The 18,734-nt window shown below is 42.9% G+C and carries 16 protein-coding genes; 12 read left to right on the forward strand and 4 right to left on the reverse strand.

The genetic code is table 11. The features are described from left to right. Positions 1 to 60 precede the first annotated feature (60 nt). Both M9899_08355 and M9899_08360 read right to left on the reverse strand, forming a co-directional pair. Positions 61 to 1,695: a DEAD/DEAH box helicase gene (locus M9899_08355; protein ID MCO5114173.1), complete on the reverse strand. Its 1,635-nt coding sequence runs from the start codon at positions 1,693 to 1,695 to the stop codon at positions 61 to 63. Positions 1,696 to 1,736: 41 nt separating this feature from the next. Next, positions 1,737 to 2,558 (reverse strand): alpha/beta hydrolase, encoded by an 822-nt coding sequence (locus M9899_08360; protein MCO5114174.1) that lies wholly within the window; start codon positions 2,556 to 2,558, stop codon positions 1,737 to 1,739. A 163-nt stretch (positions 2,559 to 2,721) separates the two neighbouring features. Between M9899_08360 and M9899_08365 the strand changes: the two genes are divergently transcribed. Together M9899_08365 and tatA are read left to right on the forward strand one after the other, a co-directional pair. Further along, positions 2,722 to 3,903 (forward strand): poly(A) polymerase, encoded by a 1,182-nt coding sequence (locus tag M9899_08365; protein ID MCO5114175.1) that lies wholly within the window; start codon positions 2,722 to 2,724, stop codon positions 3,901 to 3,903. A 30-nt stretch (positions 3,904 to 3,933) separates the two neighbouring features. Beyond that, on the forward strand, positions 3,934 to 4,176 hold the full coding sequence (gene tatA / locus M9899_08370; protein MCO5114176.1) for a twin-arginine translocase TatA/TatE family subunit: 243 nt from the start codon (positions 3,934 to 3,936) through the stop codon (positions 4,174 to 4,176). Here the strand turns inward: tatA and M9899_08375 are convergent, their stop codons facing one another. Both M9899_08375 and M9899_08380 read right to left on the reverse strand, forming a co-directional pair. Then, positions 4,177 to 4,704 (reverse strand): hypothetical protein, encoded by a 528-nt coding sequence (locus tag M9899_08375; protein MCO5114177.1) that lies wholly within the window; start codon positions 4,702 to 4,704, stop codon positions 4,177 to 4,179. Between the two features lie 35 nt (positions 4,705 to 4,739). Next, positions 4,740 to 6,749: a thiamine pyrophosphate-dependent enzyme gene (locus M9899_08380; GenBank protein MCO5114178.1), complete on the reverse strand. Its 2,010-nt coding sequence runs from the start codon at positions 6,747 to 6,749 to the stop codon at positions 4,740 to 4,742. 101 nt (positions 6,750 to 6,850) lie between these two features. On the opposite strand from M9899_08380, the gene add reads away from it, so the two are divergent. The 10 genes from add (at position 6,851) to M9899_08430 (ending at position 18,618) form a co-directional block, all read left to right on the forward strand. After that, positions 6,851 to 7,861 carry an adenosine deaminase gene (add, locus tag M9899_08385; GenBank protein MCO5114179.1) on the forward strand — a complete coding sequence of 337 codons (1,011 nt, stop codon included), beginning with the start codon at positions 6,851 to 6,853 and terminating at the stop codon, positions 7,859 to 7,861. A 21-nt stretch (positions 7,862 to 7,882) separates the two neighbouring features. Beyond that, on the forward strand, positions 7,883 to 8,533 hold the full coding sequence (locus M9899_08390; protein MCO5114180.1) for a hypothetical protein: 651 nt from the start codon (positions 7,883 to 7,885) through the stop codon (positions 8,531 to 8,533). 22 nt (positions 8,534 to 8,555) lie between these two features. Then, on the forward strand, positions 8,556 to 9,563 hold the full coding sequence (locus M9899_08395) for an aspartate-semialdehyde dehydrogenase (protein MCO5114181.1): 1,008 nt from the start codon (positions 8,556 to 8,558) through the stop codon (positions 9,561 to 9,563). 103 nt (positions 9,564 to 9,666) lie between these two features. Continuing rightward, a complete protein-coding gene (locus tag M9899_08400) occupies positions 9,667 to 11,298 on the forward strand; it encodes a hypothetical protein (GenBank protein MCO5114182.1) in 1,632 nt (543 codons plus the stop codon). 23 nt (positions 11,299 to 11,321) lie between these two features. Next, the gene (locus M9899_08405) at positions 11,322 to 12,521 is read left to right on the forward strand and encodes a hypothetical protein (protein MCO5114183.1); all 1,200 of its coding nucleotides are present in this window, start codon (positions 11,322 to 11,324) and stop codon (positions 12,519 to 12,521) included. Between the two features lie 85 nt (positions 12,522 to 12,606). After that, a complete protein-coding gene (gene truA / locus M9899_08410) occupies positions 12,607 to 13,383 on the forward strand; it encodes a tRNA pseudouridine(38-40) synthase TruA (GenBank protein MCO5114184.1) in 777 nt (258 codons plus the stop codon). 175 nt (positions 13,384 to 13,558) lie between these two features. Beyond that, entirely contained in the window at positions 13,559 to 13,993 is a 435-nt protein-coding gene (gene rplM / locus M9899_08415) for a 50S ribosomal protein L13 (protein ID MCO5114185.1), read from the forward strand. A gap of 11 nt (positions 13,994 to 14,004) precedes the next feature. Next, positions 14,005 to 14,400: a 30S ribosomal protein S9 gene (gene rpsI, locus M9899_08420; GenBank protein ID MCO5114186.1), complete on the forward strand. Its 396-nt coding sequence runs from the start codon at positions 14,005 to 14,007 to the stop codon at positions 14,398 to 14,400. Between the two features lie 358 nt (positions 14,401 to 14,758). After that, complete coding sequence (locus M9899_08425) at positions 14,759 to 15,958, forward strand: hypothetical protein (protein ID MCO5114187.1); 1,200 nt, start codon at positions 14,759 to 14,761, stop codon at positions 15,956 to 15,958. Then, on the forward strand, positions 15,958 to 18,618 hold the full coding sequence (locus tag M9899_08430) for a hypothetical protein (GenBank protein MCO5114188.1): 2,661 nt from the start codon (positions 15,958 to 15,960) through the stop codon (positions 18,616 to 18,618). The genes M9899_08425 and M9899_08430 overlap by 1 nt, the downstream gene beginning before the upstream one ends. Positions 18,619 to 18,734 lie beyond the last annotated feature (116 nt).

Consider the following 18,734-nt stretch of genomic DNA (forward strand, 5'->3'; position numbering starts at 1 on the left):
CAGCCGTTTACCGTAAATATTTTTGCGGCCGCTTGCCGCGAATCTTCTGCGGCCGTCGCCTTATAGACCAAAAAGTTTTTTGACTTTAGAAAATAATCCGCCAGAAGAAGTGGCACCCGTTTGAGTGGAAGTCACTGTGCGTTTGCGGGTCTTAAAGTTATCGTAACGTTGGCCTTGGGCTTTGAAACCTTTGCTTTTATCACTTGGTTTTTTCTTTTTAAAATTCGCGTTGTCGCCTGATTTTGCAGGACGTTTAAAATCTTTTTTATACTTCTTATCTTTAAAAGAAGCCCCCGTGCCTTCAGCTCGTTGTGCCTCATAGTTGTCGTTAGGTTTGCTCCCACGATGATCCGCAGGTCTACCACTACTACGGTTATCCGTCGGCTTACCACCTCGCCCTTCTTTAAAAGGACGTTTTTTATCTCGTCTCTTTCCTCTCGGGCGATCTTCTTGCAAACGATCTATACGCGATTTCTTTTGCACACGATCTAAACCTGACTCGGCATCATAGTGATACGGGAAGGACTTAAAGTCTTTAACCAACTCTGTGTCTTCCATCCATCCCACTTGCACTTTATTACCCACATAATCTTCGATACGGTTTAACGCCAACACATCACGGTCAGACACCAAACTGTAAGCAATCCCTTTTTCACCTGCACGACCCGTACGACCGATTCGATGCACGTAGTTTTCAGGGTCGTCGGGGAGTTCAAAGTTAATCACCAAATCCACACCTTTGATGTCTAGTCCTCTGGCTGCGACATCCGTAGCGACAAGAACTTGCACCTGGCCTTCTTTAAATTTTTCCATCACACGGTGGCGTTGGTTTTGGTTTAAAGAACTGGATATCCCTTGGGTTTTATACCCATTATCAATCAAAAACTTTTCCAGTTTAGGAATGTTTCTTTTAAAGTTACTAAAGATGATTCCTTGTGAGGGGTTGATCTTTTTAAGCAACGACAATAAGAACTGGGGCTTTTCATCCTGACCCACATGAAATATGGCATCATCCACGTTTTCTGCACGGGCTTGATCTTTATCAATGTTGACTTCAACAGGCTCAGAGCCAAATTCATAAGCCACATTGAGCACATCAAAATTCATCGTCGCACTAAACATTAAAAGCTGACGATCCGCAGGGACTCTTTGTAAGAGATAAACCATGTCATCCTTAAAGCCCATGTCAAACATTCTGTCGGCCTCGTCAAAAATCACAGAACGTACTAAATTTAAGTCCACTTTCTTTTCTTTATAAAGATCAATCAGTCGACCTGGAGTAGCCACAATGAAGTCCACGCCTTCAGAGATTTTGCGAATCTGCTCTTCGTACTCTTTACCACCAATGATCACCGCGGATTTGATTTTGCCTTCGCAACTTAAGGATTCGATATTTTGATTGACCTGCTCGGCCAACTCACGAGTGGGCACAAGAATCAAACAGAAGCTTTGAGCTCCCCACTCTTCAAAAGCCATAGGCCCTTGGGGTTCTATGATCGAATCTAAAATGCGGTGAATGGTCGGTAATAAAAAGGCGGCGGTTTTTCCCGTTCCCGTCTGCGCTAATCCTGCCACGTCTTTTTTCTGTAAAATGGTGGGAATGGACTCTTGTTGAATGGGGGTGGGTTCTTTTAACCCTAATTTTTCCAAGTTCTGTAATAGGGCCTCATGTAACCCTAAGCTTTTAAAATCCAAAACAGCTCCCTAGCTCCAAAATCAATAAATGCACTTTAGCTTTAACCTAAATTCTGTAGAAACTGCAACACATGTGCTGAAAATTCTTCGGGTTTTTGGTAATGCACCCAATGCCCAGCATCGGCAATCACCACACCCCTAATATCTGGAGCACTTTTGAGCATCATTTCATAAGTCTCTTGGCGTAAATGTCTAGATTTTTCTCCGCGCACCACAAAAGTAGGAACCTCTAAACACTTAAATTCAGCCCAACGCGGTGTAAAGCCCTCTTCGATGGTTTTTAAAACCCCATCCAAAGAGAAGCGCCAGTTGATTTCACCATTAGGCTGCCTTTGCAAGTTGGCTTTTAAAAACTGCGCCATCACCTGCTTTTGCTTATCACCACTGGCTTTTTTCAAAAAGAACTCCTCTTCAAAAAAACGATCCATCTCTTCTTTAGACTTAAAAGGCACAGGCACACGCAGAATCATCTGTTGCGTGGACAATGTCTCTTCAGGTTCTGGACTGGGGCCAATGTCTTCCAACACCAAAGATAAAGTGCGACCAGGGTGCTTCACCACAAAATCAAGGGCCGTTCGCCCTCCCATAGAGTGTCCCACCAAGTGAGCCGTCTGGATGTCTTTTGCATCCAAAAGCTCTAACAGATCCATGGCGTAGTCTTCGGTTTTGTAAGATGGGGGATGGAAAGATCGACCATGCCCGCGTTGGTCGTAAGTGATGATATGATAATCTTGCTCAAAGTGCTTAATAATTGGGCTCCAATTCAAACCCCACCCCAGTAGGCCATGAATAAAGACCAAAGTGGGAGCCTCATTCTGGGCTCGCCCGTACTCTCTGATGAATAAGTTTTCCAATATCGACATGTTTAAAGTAATAGAGCTATATTTGATCTTGTCAAATAGCGGCTCAAGAATTAACGATAATCCATCCTTTAAAAATTAAAGGCTACAAATTAGATTTGATCAGCATCATAATGCTTATGAGACACATCTGCGAGATGATTTACAACTTGGGAGCCAGAACCACTTGAAGTCGAAACTGAGATTGAACCACAAATGGATTAACAGCCACGCGCTGGGGATCGTGAAAGCCCTACAAGAAAACGGCTTTGAAACCTATCTTGTGGGAGGATGCGTCAGAGACCTTCTGGTAGGCATAGAACCCAAAGATTTTGATATCAGCACTACGGCTCGTCCCCGACAGGTTAAAAAACTCATCGGCAACTCGTTTATCATCGGCCGCCGCTTCCGTTTGGTTTTAGCCAAAAGAGATGAAGAGCAATTTGAAATCTCTACTTTCAGACGAGCCCCTACCGCTGAAGATTTAGAAAATGATGACTTAGAGGGGGATAATTTATTTGGCTCTCCCGAAGAGGATGCCCACCGTAGAGACTTCACTCTGAATGCCCTATTTTACGATCCTGTCAGAGGCCAAATTGTAGATCATGCTGACGGATTGATAGACCTTAAGGCGCGTAAACTTCGGATGATTGGCGACCCTAATGTACGATTATTAGAAGACCCCATTCGCATTCTGCGCGCTATTCGTTTAGCCCATAAAACAGGGTGTCGTATTGATCCTGAGCTTAAGGAAAACATCACCAAACACGCTCATAGTCTGAAAGACACAGCATTACCCAGACGTCGCGAGGAGATTTTAAAATTTTTACGACTTAAAAATCCCTATGCCGCTTTCATTCAACTTTATGATTTAGGAGTTTTAGAACAACTCAGTCCGCATTTGAATTTTCTATTTGAAAATCCAACGGCTCGCTCTTGGTTTTATGAATTGCTGATCAAAGCCACACTTGAGTTTCGTAAAAATGCCCCCACTCACTATCTGTTTATGATTCTATTAACGGGCTATGTTTTAGGCCACACCACTTTTGACCAAGCCTGTGACTGGTTAAAAGAGGAAGAACAGCAACAGGTTCTAAAAATGGAGTTGGGACTGTTTAATATCGAAAGTACGGCCATTGCCCAAGCCTTCCGACAACTTACTGAACTTACACAGATTGAAATTGATGACTTTGAACGCAAAGGAGATCGCCGTAAGATGGGACTGTTGTCACAGAAGAGCTTTCCTATGGCTCTTACGCTGGGACAGTGGACCTCAATGCTTTCAGATTATCAGATCGCATTCTGGAGTGAGCAGTACCTAAAATACGAAAAGGATTGGACAAAAACTCCGATCAGTGACAATAGTTAGAAGTACCTTAACTCTAAATTCGGAGGGTGTATGGCTGTCGGATATTGGCAACTTATCATACTTGTAGTGATTGTATTGATATTTTTTGTAGGCCCTAAAAAACTTCCAGACATTGGCAAGTCACTAGGAAAATCAATCCGCGATTTCAAAAAAGCTTTAAACGAAGATGACACTTTAGATGTGACAGACTCTGCTAAAGCCGAAAGAATTGAATCTAATTCTGACGAAGCTCAATCTTCCAAATCTAAGTCTTCAGAAAAGGACAAGGCTTAATTAAAAGCCGAGTCCAAATCCAAAGGACATCGTGATCCCACGAGACTTTTCGTCAACACCATCACGATCAGCAAATGTGAATTGATACCCCAGCATCCACATGACATAAGCGCGGCTGCCGCCAATAAAACTTCTTAAAAACGCATAAGGCATAAAACCAAAACTGCGGTAGTCTTGAGTGCCGTATTCCCCATCTGTAAACCCTGCCACAACACCAGGTCCAATCTCGACATTTTCACTTCGGCCAAAAATGTCCTTTTCAATTCCCAGTTCAAGTCCAAAGGCATTGATGGTCGCAGAGTCTAAAAAACTAAAACCTGAAACCAAATACAAACTGGGTTGGATTTGATTGCGGTACTTCACAAAAAGTTCAAACTGGTTGACCTTACTTTCTCCCGCAGAGTCAGAAGTGGTTCTGGTGTTAGAAAGGTTCACGCTTCCATCTATCAAATGCTGATACTCACCCGCCACAGCCAGTGAAGACAAAAATAAAACTGTAGATACGGCTAATGCTTTCATCGCTTTCATTCTAGGCACCCCTTTTGTTCCTTTATTATGATCAACTATAGGCAATCAAGCAATGCCTGTGCATCCATTTTATGTTTGCGGTAAAGCTCATCGGCTTGATAGGCACTTTGTCCAAAGTGGCCCTCAACACCTAAAGATTGATACTCAGTGATTAAACCTGGATGACTCTTGGTGATCTCACCCACCAAGTGCTGCCCAAAACCTGCAATCTGTTGATGGTCTTCCATCACAATCAGTTTGCCTCCTGTATTTTGTAAGGACCGTACAATGGGAGTTAAATCTATATGATTCAAAGATGAAGGGTGAATCACATCCATAGTTTGTCCCGTTTGTTCTAACTGGTCTAAAGCGCGCATGGCTTGTGTTAATAAAGACCCTGCTGCCACCACTGTAGCTAAAGATTCTGAAGATTCTGCAATCACTTGGGCTTTACCCAATTTATACTTTAGACCTTGCTTCCACGAAGGCTTAAAGTTTTCACGTCCTAAAAAGAAGATGTAAGAGTAAGGAGTCTTCCCACTTTCTAAAGACGACTTATACTCTTCTAAAGCCTGTCCCATAAGTTCATAAGCTTCTTCTGAAGACGACAATGCAAACACCTTAGTGTAAGGGATAGACGCTACCATAGAAAAGTAACTTAAAGCTTGGTGAGAAGCTCCATCGGCCGCATCTTGAAAACCTGTATGAGAGAAGACCGCAATCACAGGTGCACAAGACAGATTGGCCATCGTTAATGGTAAGGCTCCTTTAGTCACACCAAACTGTGCAAAGGTGTCCACCACTGGGATGTATCCCACTTTGGATAATCCCGCACCTAAACTGACCATATTGCTTTCTGCCACGCCGACATCAATGCAAGATTCAGGAAAGGCTTTTCTAAATTCCGCCACCCCTGTTGAACCTGGCAGATCAGAGGTGACTGAAATGATCGGATAGTTTTTATTTTTATAATCTATCAATGCTTTAGAGATTCCTGTTTGAATCTTTTCATCTTTGTGATCGTTAAGCCATGACCAGCTTTTACTTTTATACGTATAATTAGAACTATCGGGCTTGTAGTTTTTCAACTCCTCAAGCCATGGAGAAAATTCTGGCGGCATAGATTCGCCTTTAAGAACCTCTTGTAAAAAACCCTCTAACTCTTCTGCTTTTTTGAGAGGAAAACCATGTCCTCCCGAAGAGGACTTTTCTGAAGCTCCATGCCCATAACCTTTGATGGTTTTAAAATGCAAGGCCCAAGGCTGATCGGGTTTACAGTTTTCTATGGCGTTAGCAATCGCCTCTAGGCAGGATTTTAAATCATGTCCGTCTTCGATGTGGACCACGTTCCAACCCAAAGTTGTCAAACTCTCAAAAGTCGGCTGCATAGAAAAGGCATCCGTATCAATACGGCCAGAAAGTTTAGTGTTGTTATCACTGATCAAGACCACAAATGGATTCATTTTACCTTGACGGGCAAGACCAGGAATAGATGTCAAAGCCTCTTTGACTTCGCCTTCCATACACGCACCATCAGACAAAGTCAGAAGTGTCACCCGAGAGTTTCCTGCAAATTTATCGGCCACAGCTAAGCCTTGCGCTTGTGCCACAGCCGACCCTAATGGACCGTTAGAGATGAACACACCTTCTGGGAAAATATGATGCTCCCCGTGACCCGTCAGAGGGCTCTTGATGGAGCGAAACCCTTTTAAACTTTCGATGCTTAAATCTGCAAAACCATATAGGGCCTTCAAAGCATACAGACCATTTTCACAGTGTCCCGCATCATTCACTAAGTGGAAACGATCCATCCAGTTCGAACCTCCACGATCAAAAACATAAGCATAAAGCGCAGAGTTGATTTCTGCTAAAGCCGAGGGGCCACCAAAATGACTTGCCGCTCCGCCCAACACCGCCTGCATGTCCATCAGTGCGATCAGTCCTCTGACCACTTCTGGACTTGCAACTTGAAACTCTCCAAACTGTGTCTGAACTGTTTTTGAATATTTAGGCGCAGAAAGAGGGCCTTTGGCTAATGGGTTAGGGCGATTTAATGGCTGAATCATAATGGCTCCTTATTACTTAAATAAATGCCACAAAGATTAAGGCTTTTAAACCTATGTCTGCTGCGTTAATATCTCCAAATTAAAAAATAAAGGAGAACTCCATGAACTCAAAATGGACTGACATGCCCAAAGTTGAATTGCACCGACACTTAGAGTTGTCGTTACGCCCTTCCACCATCCAAGAACTAGCTCCTTCCCACGGTTTTGACCTCAAGTCTCCTGGGGCCTACGAGCATCACTTTGTCATTCCAGAGCAGATGCCTGATTTGGGTGCCGTATTGCATAAGTTTTTAGATACACAGAAACTTCTTAGCTCTTTGGAAATTTTAGAGCGCATTGCTTACGAGGCGTGTGAAGATGCCCACAAAGAGGGAATCAAAATTCTTGAACTTCGTTATGCCCCCACCTTTGTACAATTAGGACATACTTTTAGCTTTGAACAGATTCATCAGGCTTTTTCTAAAGGCGTGGCTCGTGCTGAAAAAGATTTTAACATGGCTGTCGGCATGATTTGTATTATTCAAAGAATCCTTGGGGTAGAGGTGGCAGAAAAAGTCACCGACTTTGCCATTGAAAACAAAGATAGTTTTGTTGCTTTAGACCTTGCCGACAATGAAGTGGGTTTTGAAGCTCGCCCTTATGCTCCCGTTTTTCAAAAGGCTAAAAAACATGGACTGTCTATTACTGTGCACGCTGGAGAGGCCTTGGCCGAAGGTTCTGAACAAAATGTAGTTGTTTCTATTGATGAACTTGGTGCTACTCGTATTGGTCACGGCATTCAGATTCACAGAAACCCTGAGGTCTTAGATTACGTTGTTAAAACAGGAACTGTGCTAGAAGTCTGCCCCAAAAGTAATTGGCTCACATCTGCCGTGCCGACTTATGAAGACCATCCTATTAACGTTTTAAGAGACAAAGGCGTAAAGGTCACTGTGAACAGCGATGACCCTGGGATTTTTGAGTCTAGCTTGCTAGTAGAATACGATATTTTAGAAAAGCATTTAGGATGGAAAGAGTCTGACTTTGTGGAGTGCAATAAGATTGCCGCTCTAGCCAGCTTTATCCCTGAGGCTAAAAAAAGAGCCGTCTGGCCTCAAAATATTTGGTCTTAATTTGAAAAAAAGGAGTTTGAGATGGAGAATGTTCTTATGTCAGAAAATACGAATGTAAAATTGGCCTCAAGAAAGGACCTTCACATTGCCCGTAAGATTTGGCACGTTTTAGGCGTAGCCTTTATCCTATGGCTTTATTCTACATTGCCCCTAAAGGTGTCTTTAGGTCTATGCAGTGCCGCCGCTGCCTTTGTGATCACTTGCGATTACTTGCGTATGCGCTTTGCTTTTTTTCAAAAGATCGTTCTATTTTTTATGCGCCCCTTTATGCGTGAAGAAGAAAAGAAACACTTCACGGGTTTAAGTTATATGCTCGCAGGGTTTTGGATTCTCTTTCTTTTCTGTTCCGAAGAAGTAGTTACCCTCAGTCTTCTTTTTGTGATGCTGGGTGACCCCATCGCCTCTTGGTTTGGGTCCAAGTATGGTCGAGACAAGATCGGCGATAAGTCCCTTCAGGGCTTTATGGCTTGTTTTGCCATTTGTTTTTTAATTTCTGTGGGATTTTTATATTACACCAACTTTTCATCTGATCGTTTGCTGTATGTGGCTCTCTTTGCGGGTTTGATTGGGGGGGTAGCAGAACTGATCCAAATCCCCAAAGTGGATGATAATTTTTCCATGCCCGTGATCAGTGGAATTTTACTCAGTTTACTTTTCTACTTAAGCGTGTAAAACACTTAAAAGGAAATATTTTATGAACGCAACGGAATCAAAAAGACCTATTAAAATTGGAATTTTAGGGGCTACGGGCCTTGTTGGAACCACATTTTTAAATCTGTTAGAAAAAAGTCCTCTGGATATTACAAACTTAGTCCCCTTTGCTTCCGAGCGAAGTGCAGGACAACAGATTCAATTTCGCGGCAAACCCTACACCATTGAAGTTCCGAGTAAAGACAGCCTTAAAGGTTTAGATTTAGTTTTTGTCTCTTCTGAAGCTGACATCAGCGAAAAGTGGGCTCCTGTAGCTATAGAACAAGGGACATTTGTTGTGGACAATTCTTCGGCGTTTAGAATGGACGAACGTTTTCCCTTGGTCGTTCCTGAGGTGAATAAACATCTGATTCAAAGAGACAAGCCCACTATTTTTGCCAACCCGAACTGCTCTACTATCCAATTGATGTTACCTCTTTATGGCATCTCTCAAGACTTCACCATTGAAAGTGTACGTGTGGCCAGTTACCAGTCTGTCAGTGGTGCGGGCAAAGAGGCCCAAGAAGAGCTACTTGCCCAAAGTGTAAAACCCCTTGAGGAGCACACACCCAAGGCCTTCCCTCATCCTATTGCTTTTAATACCATCCCGCAGATCGGATCTTTTTTGGATGATGGGTTCTGCTCTGAAGAAGATAAGATCATGCGTGAAAGTCGCAAGATTTTAAATCTGCCTGATTTAAACATCAGTGCATTTACAGTGCGTGTTCCTTCCTTAAACGGTCATGCTGAAGCGGTGTGGGTGCGCCTCAAAGAAGACATCTCTAAAGAGCAGTTCATCAAGGCTTTAAAAAAAGTCGATAACCTTGTGGTGATGGAAGAAGGGTATCCTGTCGTGCGCCAAGTTTCGGGTCAGACCGACACTTATGTGGGTCGTATTCACCAAGATCGTTATGATCCCAAAACATGGTTATTTTGGGTTGTGGCTGATAATCTTTTAAAGGGCGCAGCGTGGAATGCCCTTCAAATTGCAGAAACTTTATACGACCACTAAACTTTCCAAAGCGAAAGAGCTTAAAAACACTTATATTCATAACAAAGCCCCTCTCTAGGGCTTTTTCTTGATTTTCAATTCGGTCTCCGAGACAATAGTAGGGATGAAGACCCTATGGATCGCCTTACTTTTATTATTTGCACCCACTCTTTCTCAAGCGCAGATCGTTGCAGGCTCCGTTAAAATTGATGGGGCTTCGGCTGTAGTGCAAAACGGGGACAACAACTTTGATGTGTATGGAAGTTTTTTGGGTGTGAACCATAGTACCGACCCAGCAAAGACCTTTGATAGTTGCAATGACCCTTCTCTCACATACTCAGGCGCCAACCCCGCCACACTACCAAGCGTCACTTTCCCTGGGTGTAATAGAAAAAAAGTGGGCAAAGACACTGAGTTGACCATTTCTTTTAGTGACACCCAAGAGTTTACAGACAGTCGACAGCTTCTAGCTTTTGTTCGTGTCAGCAACACTGTAGGCGGAGGAACAAATAACATTCCCGTCGCAGTACAAGGCCCCACTAACATACAAGGTTCATTAGGAAACTATACTGTAAGAATCAAATGGAGCGAAATCTGTTTACGCGCTGGAGGGGGAATGGGCACCATCACCTCACCCGCCGGGCCTATGGATGTTTGTGTCGATAGTGGCGTCATCCATAACGGAGCGATTCAGTTGGCCGTTGGAGTTGGAAATTCTGCGGGGACTGATGTGCCCTATCCTGTGAACTTAAAGACTATCATCTTTACTCCTGATCCTGCGGTGGGTTTGTTTAATGTGAGTCCAGGAGCAACCTCTATCGCAGGTACTGATGGGCACAGCTCTCAATCCCCTTGCCCAGGAAGTATCACTGATGCCAGCGGAAACTCGGTTCCTACTGGTGCCACAGATGTAGGTCACTATTTCACTTGCGACTTTGCAATTTGGCCTGGTGATCGTAAAGTTCGCATAGAATCCGACCAAGGTATCATCAACACTCTACGTCTCATTGACAATTCCGTGGCAACTGGCGGTTCTGGCGGAGTCAGTGTGCCGCTTAAAAGTATTATTATTTATACTTCAAATAGCTTTGCTACCGCTTTACCTCGTTTGGGAAAGGCCAAGGAGATTTCCCTGAGAATTCCAGGAGATGAGACCACCTTTATATCCAACACAGTCAAAACAGAATTTACAAGAAACGATCAGGCAGTTTTTGCAAGAGTCGCTTCTGTAGATATGGCAGGAAACGTCACCCACCTTACAGGTGATAATACGATACTTACAAAAACCGAATGTTCTCCTGCAACAAGCCCACCTGACCCTACTACCAATCTCACATATTATGTCGGAGCCAGCTCCTGCCCCTATGCCACGGTACCTAGTGCCGTCTACGGAATTTTGGATAAAGACTTGCAATGTTTTATTGCTACGGCTTTACGTGGGACATCTTCAGATTATCAAGTGGTGGCCTTGCGCGAATTTAGAAGACGTTTTTTAAACACGACATCCTTGGGCAAAGAGTTCATCAAATTTTATTACACACATGGCCCCAAAGCCGCACAGTGGATTGATCAACATCCCCAGTTTAAACCTGTATTACAAGTAGGTTTATGGCCTTTCTATTTTACCGCTCGCATGTTTAACACATGGGGAGCATGGGGAGGTCTAGTTTTCTTATTCTCTACAATCAGCTTGGCTGGGATTCTGTTTTATCAGCTGGGACACATGATGAGACGCTTAAACTCTTTGTTTAAATGATATTTTCAAGTTACGATTTAATAATGCGTAGAGTTTTTCTTATTTTATTTTTCAGTTTAGCATGGGGAAGTTTTCCTTTCGTACAAGCTGCGACTACGCCCCCGACTCTATCTCATACCAAAGAAAAGTTTGATAGCAGCCTTTTTACATTAACAAGCGAGTCACTCCTGGCTCAGGCAGATACCGAAGAGGACTTCGATTTAGAAACTGAAAACTTTGACTTTCAAGATTCAAACTCTTCAGACAACTCTGAATCCGAAGCCTCTGATGAAGATATTGAAAACGATCCCTTTGATGAAAGCTCACTTTTTGACGGAGGCGATGAAGAAACTGCCGACACAGGATTTCCAGAAGAGGACTTAAACGCTGAGTCCCCTGCTTTTGAAGATGATTCTAGCTTTGCCACAGACAGTGTTTGGGAAGAAGGCGAAGCGCAACAGATTGTTGAGGATGAGATCAAGGGTCTCAATGCTCCGCCTGTGGAACGCGTACAACCCAAAGAGACCAACCGCCACTACTACATCAAACATCCCAACCAAAAAAAGGGGCTTTATAAAATCACCTCTGATGGCAAATACTACTATCGGGTGAAAGAATCGCCCAAAAAGTATGGGATTGCCGTTAAAGGTGGCGCATTTTTATTCAAAGACCTTATGAATCAGCGCACGCAAAATAAATTTACAGACGTTTATGGTAACTCGGCTAAACCCTCTGCGTTTGTTGAATACCTATGGCCCTTCTTCCGCAATAAAAATGTACCTCAAATTTTAAAAGCTGCTCGCTTAAAATTAGGTGCGGGACTTATCTTTGCCAATGGTAACGGGATATTTGGTTCTGGTGACTATAGTGGCATTCCCGCCCCTGAAAAATACACCTTTATAGGCATACCCATTGAAGTAGGTCTTCAGTATGCCCTTGAGTTTTATGACGAACAGATCTTTATCCCCTACGGAACAGCCGCCTTAAGTTACATGGTGGCTACAGAAATTCAGGATGGCAGTTTTAAAAATATGAAATACCTGGGCCAAGCTGGGGCACACTTTTCTGGTGGTGTAGCGCTGGGTTTAGGTTGGTTAGAAGAGTCGGCAAAGTTTGATTTAGACGCTGAATTTGGAATCAACCAAGCTTATTTAACTGTAGAATTCCGCCAAAACATCGCCATTCAACAAGAGTTTAAATTCACTTCCGCATCTATCGTAGGCGGGCTCTGGTTAGAGTTTTAATTTTATTGAGGAAATGTCGTGTAGTGATTGATGCCAGTGCAAACATCGAATATAGTTTGTCTCGTTAAAATCACAAAAGCACTTTATGAGATATCGTATTCACATCAGTTATGACGGCACCGATTATTTGGGTTGGCAAAAACAACCTGAGGGACGCACCGTTCAAGGGGCCATTGAAAACGCCCTCAAACTTCTTTTGAAAAATGATATTTCCACTCAAGGCTCTGGCCGCACGGATGCTGGAGTTCACGCTTTAGACCAAGTGGCCCATTTTGATTATGATGGAGACCTTGCCCGTTTTGATATGGTCAGGGGACTAAATAGATTTTTACCCTCCGCTGTTGTAGTGCGAGAGGCTTATCGCTGCCCCGATGACTTTCACTGCCTCAGAGATGCTGAAAGCAAAACCTACTTGTATCGAGTGCTCAACACTCCCACCCCTAACCCACTTAAAACCAGATATGGATATTGGGTTCGTTCTAAGGTGGACCTAGATTATTTAAATCAGATCACTCAGCCACTTTTAGGCGAGCACGACTTTAAAGCCTTCCAAACCTCTGGCACTGAGCTAAAAACCACGGTCAGACATATTTTTGAGGCCCAGTGGAGCCCATCCCCCCAAGACGATGAGGAGGTTCTGTTCCTTATCCGAGGCAATGGCTTTTTAAAACAAATGGTGAGGAACATCGTAGGCACCCTTTTAGATGGCCATTGGGAAAGGCGCCACAGCCCAGAGTCCATTCGGTCCATTTTAAGCTCAAAAGATAGGCAAATTGCAGGTTCTACAGCCCCTGCCCAAGGATTGACCCTTTTTAAGGTGAATTATCCTGAAAACCTTGACAATAAGTGCCTAAAACTCTAAAAATTTCACTCTTGTTAGGTCTAATCTGACGATCTTGCTTGCATCTACTAATGGCATAAGTAATAAGTAGACAAAGCATTTGTATGTAGAATTAGATACTTAATAAAGTGCATTTTTATAGATTGATGTGCGTTGAAATGGATACACCAAACGCCACTAGAAAACAGAGGTTGAAATGAAAACTTGGAGTGCTAAAGCATCTGACATTAAAGAAAAATGGTGGATCGTTGATGCTGAAGGAAAAACATTAGGTCGTATGGCCACAGAAATCGCTAACGTTTTAAGAGGAAAGAACAAACCTACATTTACTCCTCATGTGGATACTGGTGATTTCGTAGTTGTAGTGAATCCAGAAAAGATCGTTCTAAAAGGTCGTAAACTGGATCAAAAAGTGTACTACAGACACACTGGTTTTTTTGGTGGTTTAAAAGAAACTTCTGTTCAAGAGATGCTTGATAAAAATCCTGAACAGATCATCATCAATGCGGTTGAAGGTATGCTTCCCAAAAACAAACTTTCTCGCAAAATCATTAAGAAGTTAAAAGTTTACAAAGGTTCCGAGCACCCTCACGATGCTCAACAACCAGAAGTTCTAGAGATCAAGGCTTAAGGGGTCAATAAATGGCAAATGATAACGTTTACTACGCAACTGGAAGAAGAAAAACAAGCGCTGCTCGTGTGTTCCTAAAACAAGGAAGCGGCAAAATTACTGTCAACGGAAAATCTCTTGAAGAGTACATCGTTGACCCCACTCGTAGACAATTAGTATGGCAAGCTTTTGAAGTGACTGGCAGCAAAGGTCAATTCGATGCTTACATCACTGTTGCTGGCGGCGGTTTATCTGGTCAAGCTGGTGCCATCAGACACGGTATTTCTCGTGCTCTTTGCAACACTGACGAAACCAATCGTCCTAAGCTTAAGGCTGCGGGTCTTCTTACTCGTGACCCTCGTATGGTGGAAAGAAAAAAATACGGTCTACACAAAGCCCGTCGTGCAGTTCAGTTCTCAAAACGTTAATCCAACGTTTCAGACTGTTCTTCAACAAAGCCTCCGTTTCGGGGGCTTTTTTTTTGCTCATCTTTTTTCTATCCTACTTCATTTTAAGACACTCTCAAGGCACGGGTTTAGATTTCTCTTATCTCTGAGAAGCTCACATACGGCGGGCGCGAAATACTACTTCTATTTTCGGTGTATATGTTCTAAGTCCATATAATGTATGTGAGTTTGGCAAAAAGTAAATTATTTACATGATTACAGTATAATTTTTTTTGAAACTTCATCCTGACATGATCTTTGAAAAAAACCGTATATTGATACTGCTACGGCGTATCTAGGCTGTTTTTCTTGGGGAACATTTTTAGTGATGGGGAAGATTATGTTTTGTACCTTTTTAAAATTCAAAATGAGAGCCTGTCTCTTTATTTTCATGGCATTCGGTCCTCTTTTTATCACTCACCCTCTTTATGCCGCTACGGTTTATGTTTTAGATTTTGATGGGACTATAGTGAATGATGCTGGGCCAAGAGCGACATGGAAAACGCCTTGGGTTCTTGTTAGAGTCAATCAACTTCACTCTGTGGCCCAAACTGCTTTTTTAGAAAACCAACCCGAGCGTATTGAACTTTCATACGCTGAGTATCGCGGGCTTCTTTCTCGTCTTGCGAAAGGTGACGGGCTTCTTGGTGATTTGACGGATGTTAAACTTACGCCCGATCCTTTTTTAAGACGTCCTTTAACCATTCGTCCTGGATTTTATAAAGTGAATCCTGACATCACATTTGAATATTACAAAACCAATTCTAACCCCAAAGGTCCAAGTCACCTTCTGTCCAGTTACGAACAAGCTCTGGTCCGAGCTGATAAGGGTTTAGGGCGCAGAGACGCATGGCAAGGACCCGCATTCACGTTGTTACAAAAGGCCTTGTCTGAAAGTTCGGACCAGTCGCGTGTGATCATCTCTACAGCGCGAGATCAGAAGCTCACTGAGTTTTTGCATCTGTTTTCACAAATGGAAAAGGATGGGCATCTGAAGTTTGCCGAACCTCTAAGTCCTGAGAGCAACAAAGTGATCGTGCGTAACTTAGAGTCCTTAACCGAAGGTCTTGAGCTGGGACGCAGTCTATCTGAAAGAAAAGTGCAATCTGTGGTGGAGACAGCCCAGCAGCTTTTAATTTCTCCGCTGAAGCCCCATGTGGAAGGCACCACTCAAAACCTATCCTATGCTCTAGAGGCCAAACACACCTTGATTGTGGCAGAAGACCATCCTGGTTATGTTGCTAAAATTGGACAAAAACTCGCAGAACTTTCTAGAGAATATAGATTCAAAGACGCCATAAGATTTGTACTTTTAAATGCAGGCGTTGAGTCAGATTTAGTCGGCGCAAGATGGGCCAATAGATGGACCGTGTTTGAAGGTGGGTTTGCCAGAGAGGCCTCACCAGAAGAGATTCGAGCTTGGACTAAAATTTCAAAAGATCAAACAGTCTCTACACAAGATCTGTTATCTCATGTGCGATCCCAACGTTCACAGAGACTGTGTACAAAATTTTTAAGTAGTAACAAGGGTGGTAACTAATGACGGCATTACAAACTATTCTTACGGCTATCGTTATTCTTTTTATGGCTCAAAACGCCTCGGCAAATATGTGCGTCAAGTATTTAAGTAGCAACTCCCCTAAGGTTATCCCCTCCCCAGTAGTTACAGAATTTAAATCCTTTAATTTCACGGCGTTTTGGAATGAGCCTGCCAAATCTTTTGATTTCAATAAACACAAAAATTTTAATGGTGTTTTAGTCCATGAAGTTTCAAGGTTCTTTTCAAAAAACCATCAACTTCCTCCTGAAAATATTCTAATCAGAAGCATTATTGGGTTTTTAGATTCCTCTGGAACTGCGTCACGCTTTACTAAATCCATGGAGCAAACAGGTAAACTTGAAGAGTACTTCAGTCATGAAAAGTCTCCTAGTTCTGTTGCTAATATTTTAAAGGCCTCCGTCGAATCCAATCCCAGCTTAGTGGCTGAATTAGTCAAAAAGATTCAGTCATTTTCTGCGGATCATCTTGTGCAAAGATTAAGATTTCCCACATACGAAGCCATCGCACAAAAAATGGAAGTCACCGAAGAAGTTTTAAGGATTATTATACCTGATTCAAATAAGTTCTTTAAAGATGTCGCAAGTTCCAATCCTGAAGCCTTACAAAAGGCACAAAATAAATTGATTGCCGCTTACCTCAGAGTCATTAGAAATACCGACGAAGCCGAACATACAAAAACCCGTCCTCAATCACCTAGTCCAGAAAAATTGTTGCAAGCTCTTGTGGCCATTTCTAAAGACAAGGCTCTGGCTATGGATATTGAAAGCAAAGCTTTTACTGTAGAAACCTTACGCGAGCTTATTGGTGAAGCTGAAACTGCTGGTCCATTTAGTCTTTTTAAAGGCGGCATTAAAGGTGTAGAAGAGAAAGCGCGCGAACGTAACCCCAATGCCTTTAAAAGCTTTATCCCTGAAGAGATTTATAACGAAAGAAAACTGGCCGAAATCATGACCGCCTTAGAAGCTCGTGATGGGTTTCTAGTGACTTCCGTCAATGCGGGGATACCTGTTGTGGAAAGCCAACTGGCCACCATGCTCAAATATGCCAAAGATAAAAATTATGACATTCTTGTGATTCCCACCAGTCAAATTTTAGAAGGCTTAGATAAGAGATTGATTTCTAATCCTAGAATTCATATTCTTACGCACACCATCTCCAATGCTCATCTTAAACTTTGGAACATTCCTATTTTAACGAAAAACCAAAATCCGCTGGCCTCTTTGGATGCTCCAGGACAGGTCAACCCAGGACAGCTGACGATTGTGGGGCACTCGCAACTCACTTTAAAAGTAAAACCCACAGGCAGTAACCATATCAGACCTACAGAAATTTGGTCCACAGGCTCTTTAAGTCAAAACAGTTATCCCTTTCAACATGCCATACAAGGTAGAACCAGTGAACTTGCTAAAAACAATCACAAGAATGGTTTTTTAGTTCTTGAAAAGTCCGATTCCAAAGCTGGTCCTCTGGGAGATGGAGCGCAAAATATATGGCACGTCCGCCCTGTTTACTTCAAAGGTCACAGAGGTATTGAAGGCTTTACTGACATGAACATCAGTTACTTTGTTCGAGACACAGCCAAAGAAAAGCTACAACAAGAAGGCAAAGTGGACATCAAGTTGATTGTTGAAAAGGTTCAACATGGGGCTGAAGTGATTGTACTTGGTGATCTTCATGATCGGGTCACTGACCAAGCTTATATGGCTTCGATCACCAACTTTATTCGTAACAATCCTTCTATTAAAAAGATTGTTTTACATGATCCCATTGATGGTAATTCACACAACCGACATGAAGCCGAGCAAACATCTCTGCTCATTCGAAAGTTTACCAATGGAGACTTGGACTTTCATAAAGAAATGATGGGAATCGTTCAAGTCGTGAATGCTTTAACTTCCATCAGACCTGACATACAGATTGTACTTACAGATTCTAACCACAGCTATTGGGCCAAAACCTTGATCGACAAACAACCCCAAGCTCAATCTGTGATCAATGGACTCTTCTTAGCCGAGTTGACTTATGCTTCGAGAATGCTTGGAATCAGTGATCCTTTAACTTACGTATTTCAAGCCCGAAACGATGTACTTAAAAATCTTCCTCCAGAAAAACGCATCGAAGTTGAAGCTCATGCCATCCCTGTCTTACACCCAGGACGTGTGATTGTGCTCCCCTTTGGTGAGTCCTTTGTGTATGGGCCCAAAGAAAACCCTACCCATCTTAACTTTCACGGACACCAAGGTGCTAACGGCGCGAAAGGGTCTCCAAGAGCACACGCTACAGGGTCACAAAATGCTGTCACCGCAGACTCGCACCAATCTTTTATTCTTGGTGACTGGATGAGTGTCGGGACCACCACCTCACAACGTGTGGGCTACAACAACGGCGGGTATTCGGCATGGAGTAACTCTTTTGTGCTGTTATATCCTGACGGCTCAAAACAACTTGTGATCTATTCGTCATTGACCCAAACATTCATGCAACGAAAAGAATTCGGAACCTTAAAACCCGAAGACTTCTACGGCCGAGAACCTTTAGAAGTTAAAGCCAACGACAATGACGTCGTCTCTGGTATCATCGTAGACCAATTCTCACACTTCCTAGAAGCCACAGGACAAATCAAAAAACCAACCGACTAAAAACCACGGCCCAAAGAACTATATTCTAGATTAAGTCTTGGTTATTCCATATATCCTTAGAAGATCACCTCACGTCGGGCGATGCGTATCCGACTTGCAGCATAGGTTTTGGATTA

Source organism: Pseudobdellovibrionaceae bacterium, from assembly GCA_023954155.1.
Taxonomy (GTDB): domain Bacteria; phylum Bdellovibrionota; class Bdellovibrionia; order Bdellovibrionales; family UBA1609; genus JAMLIO01.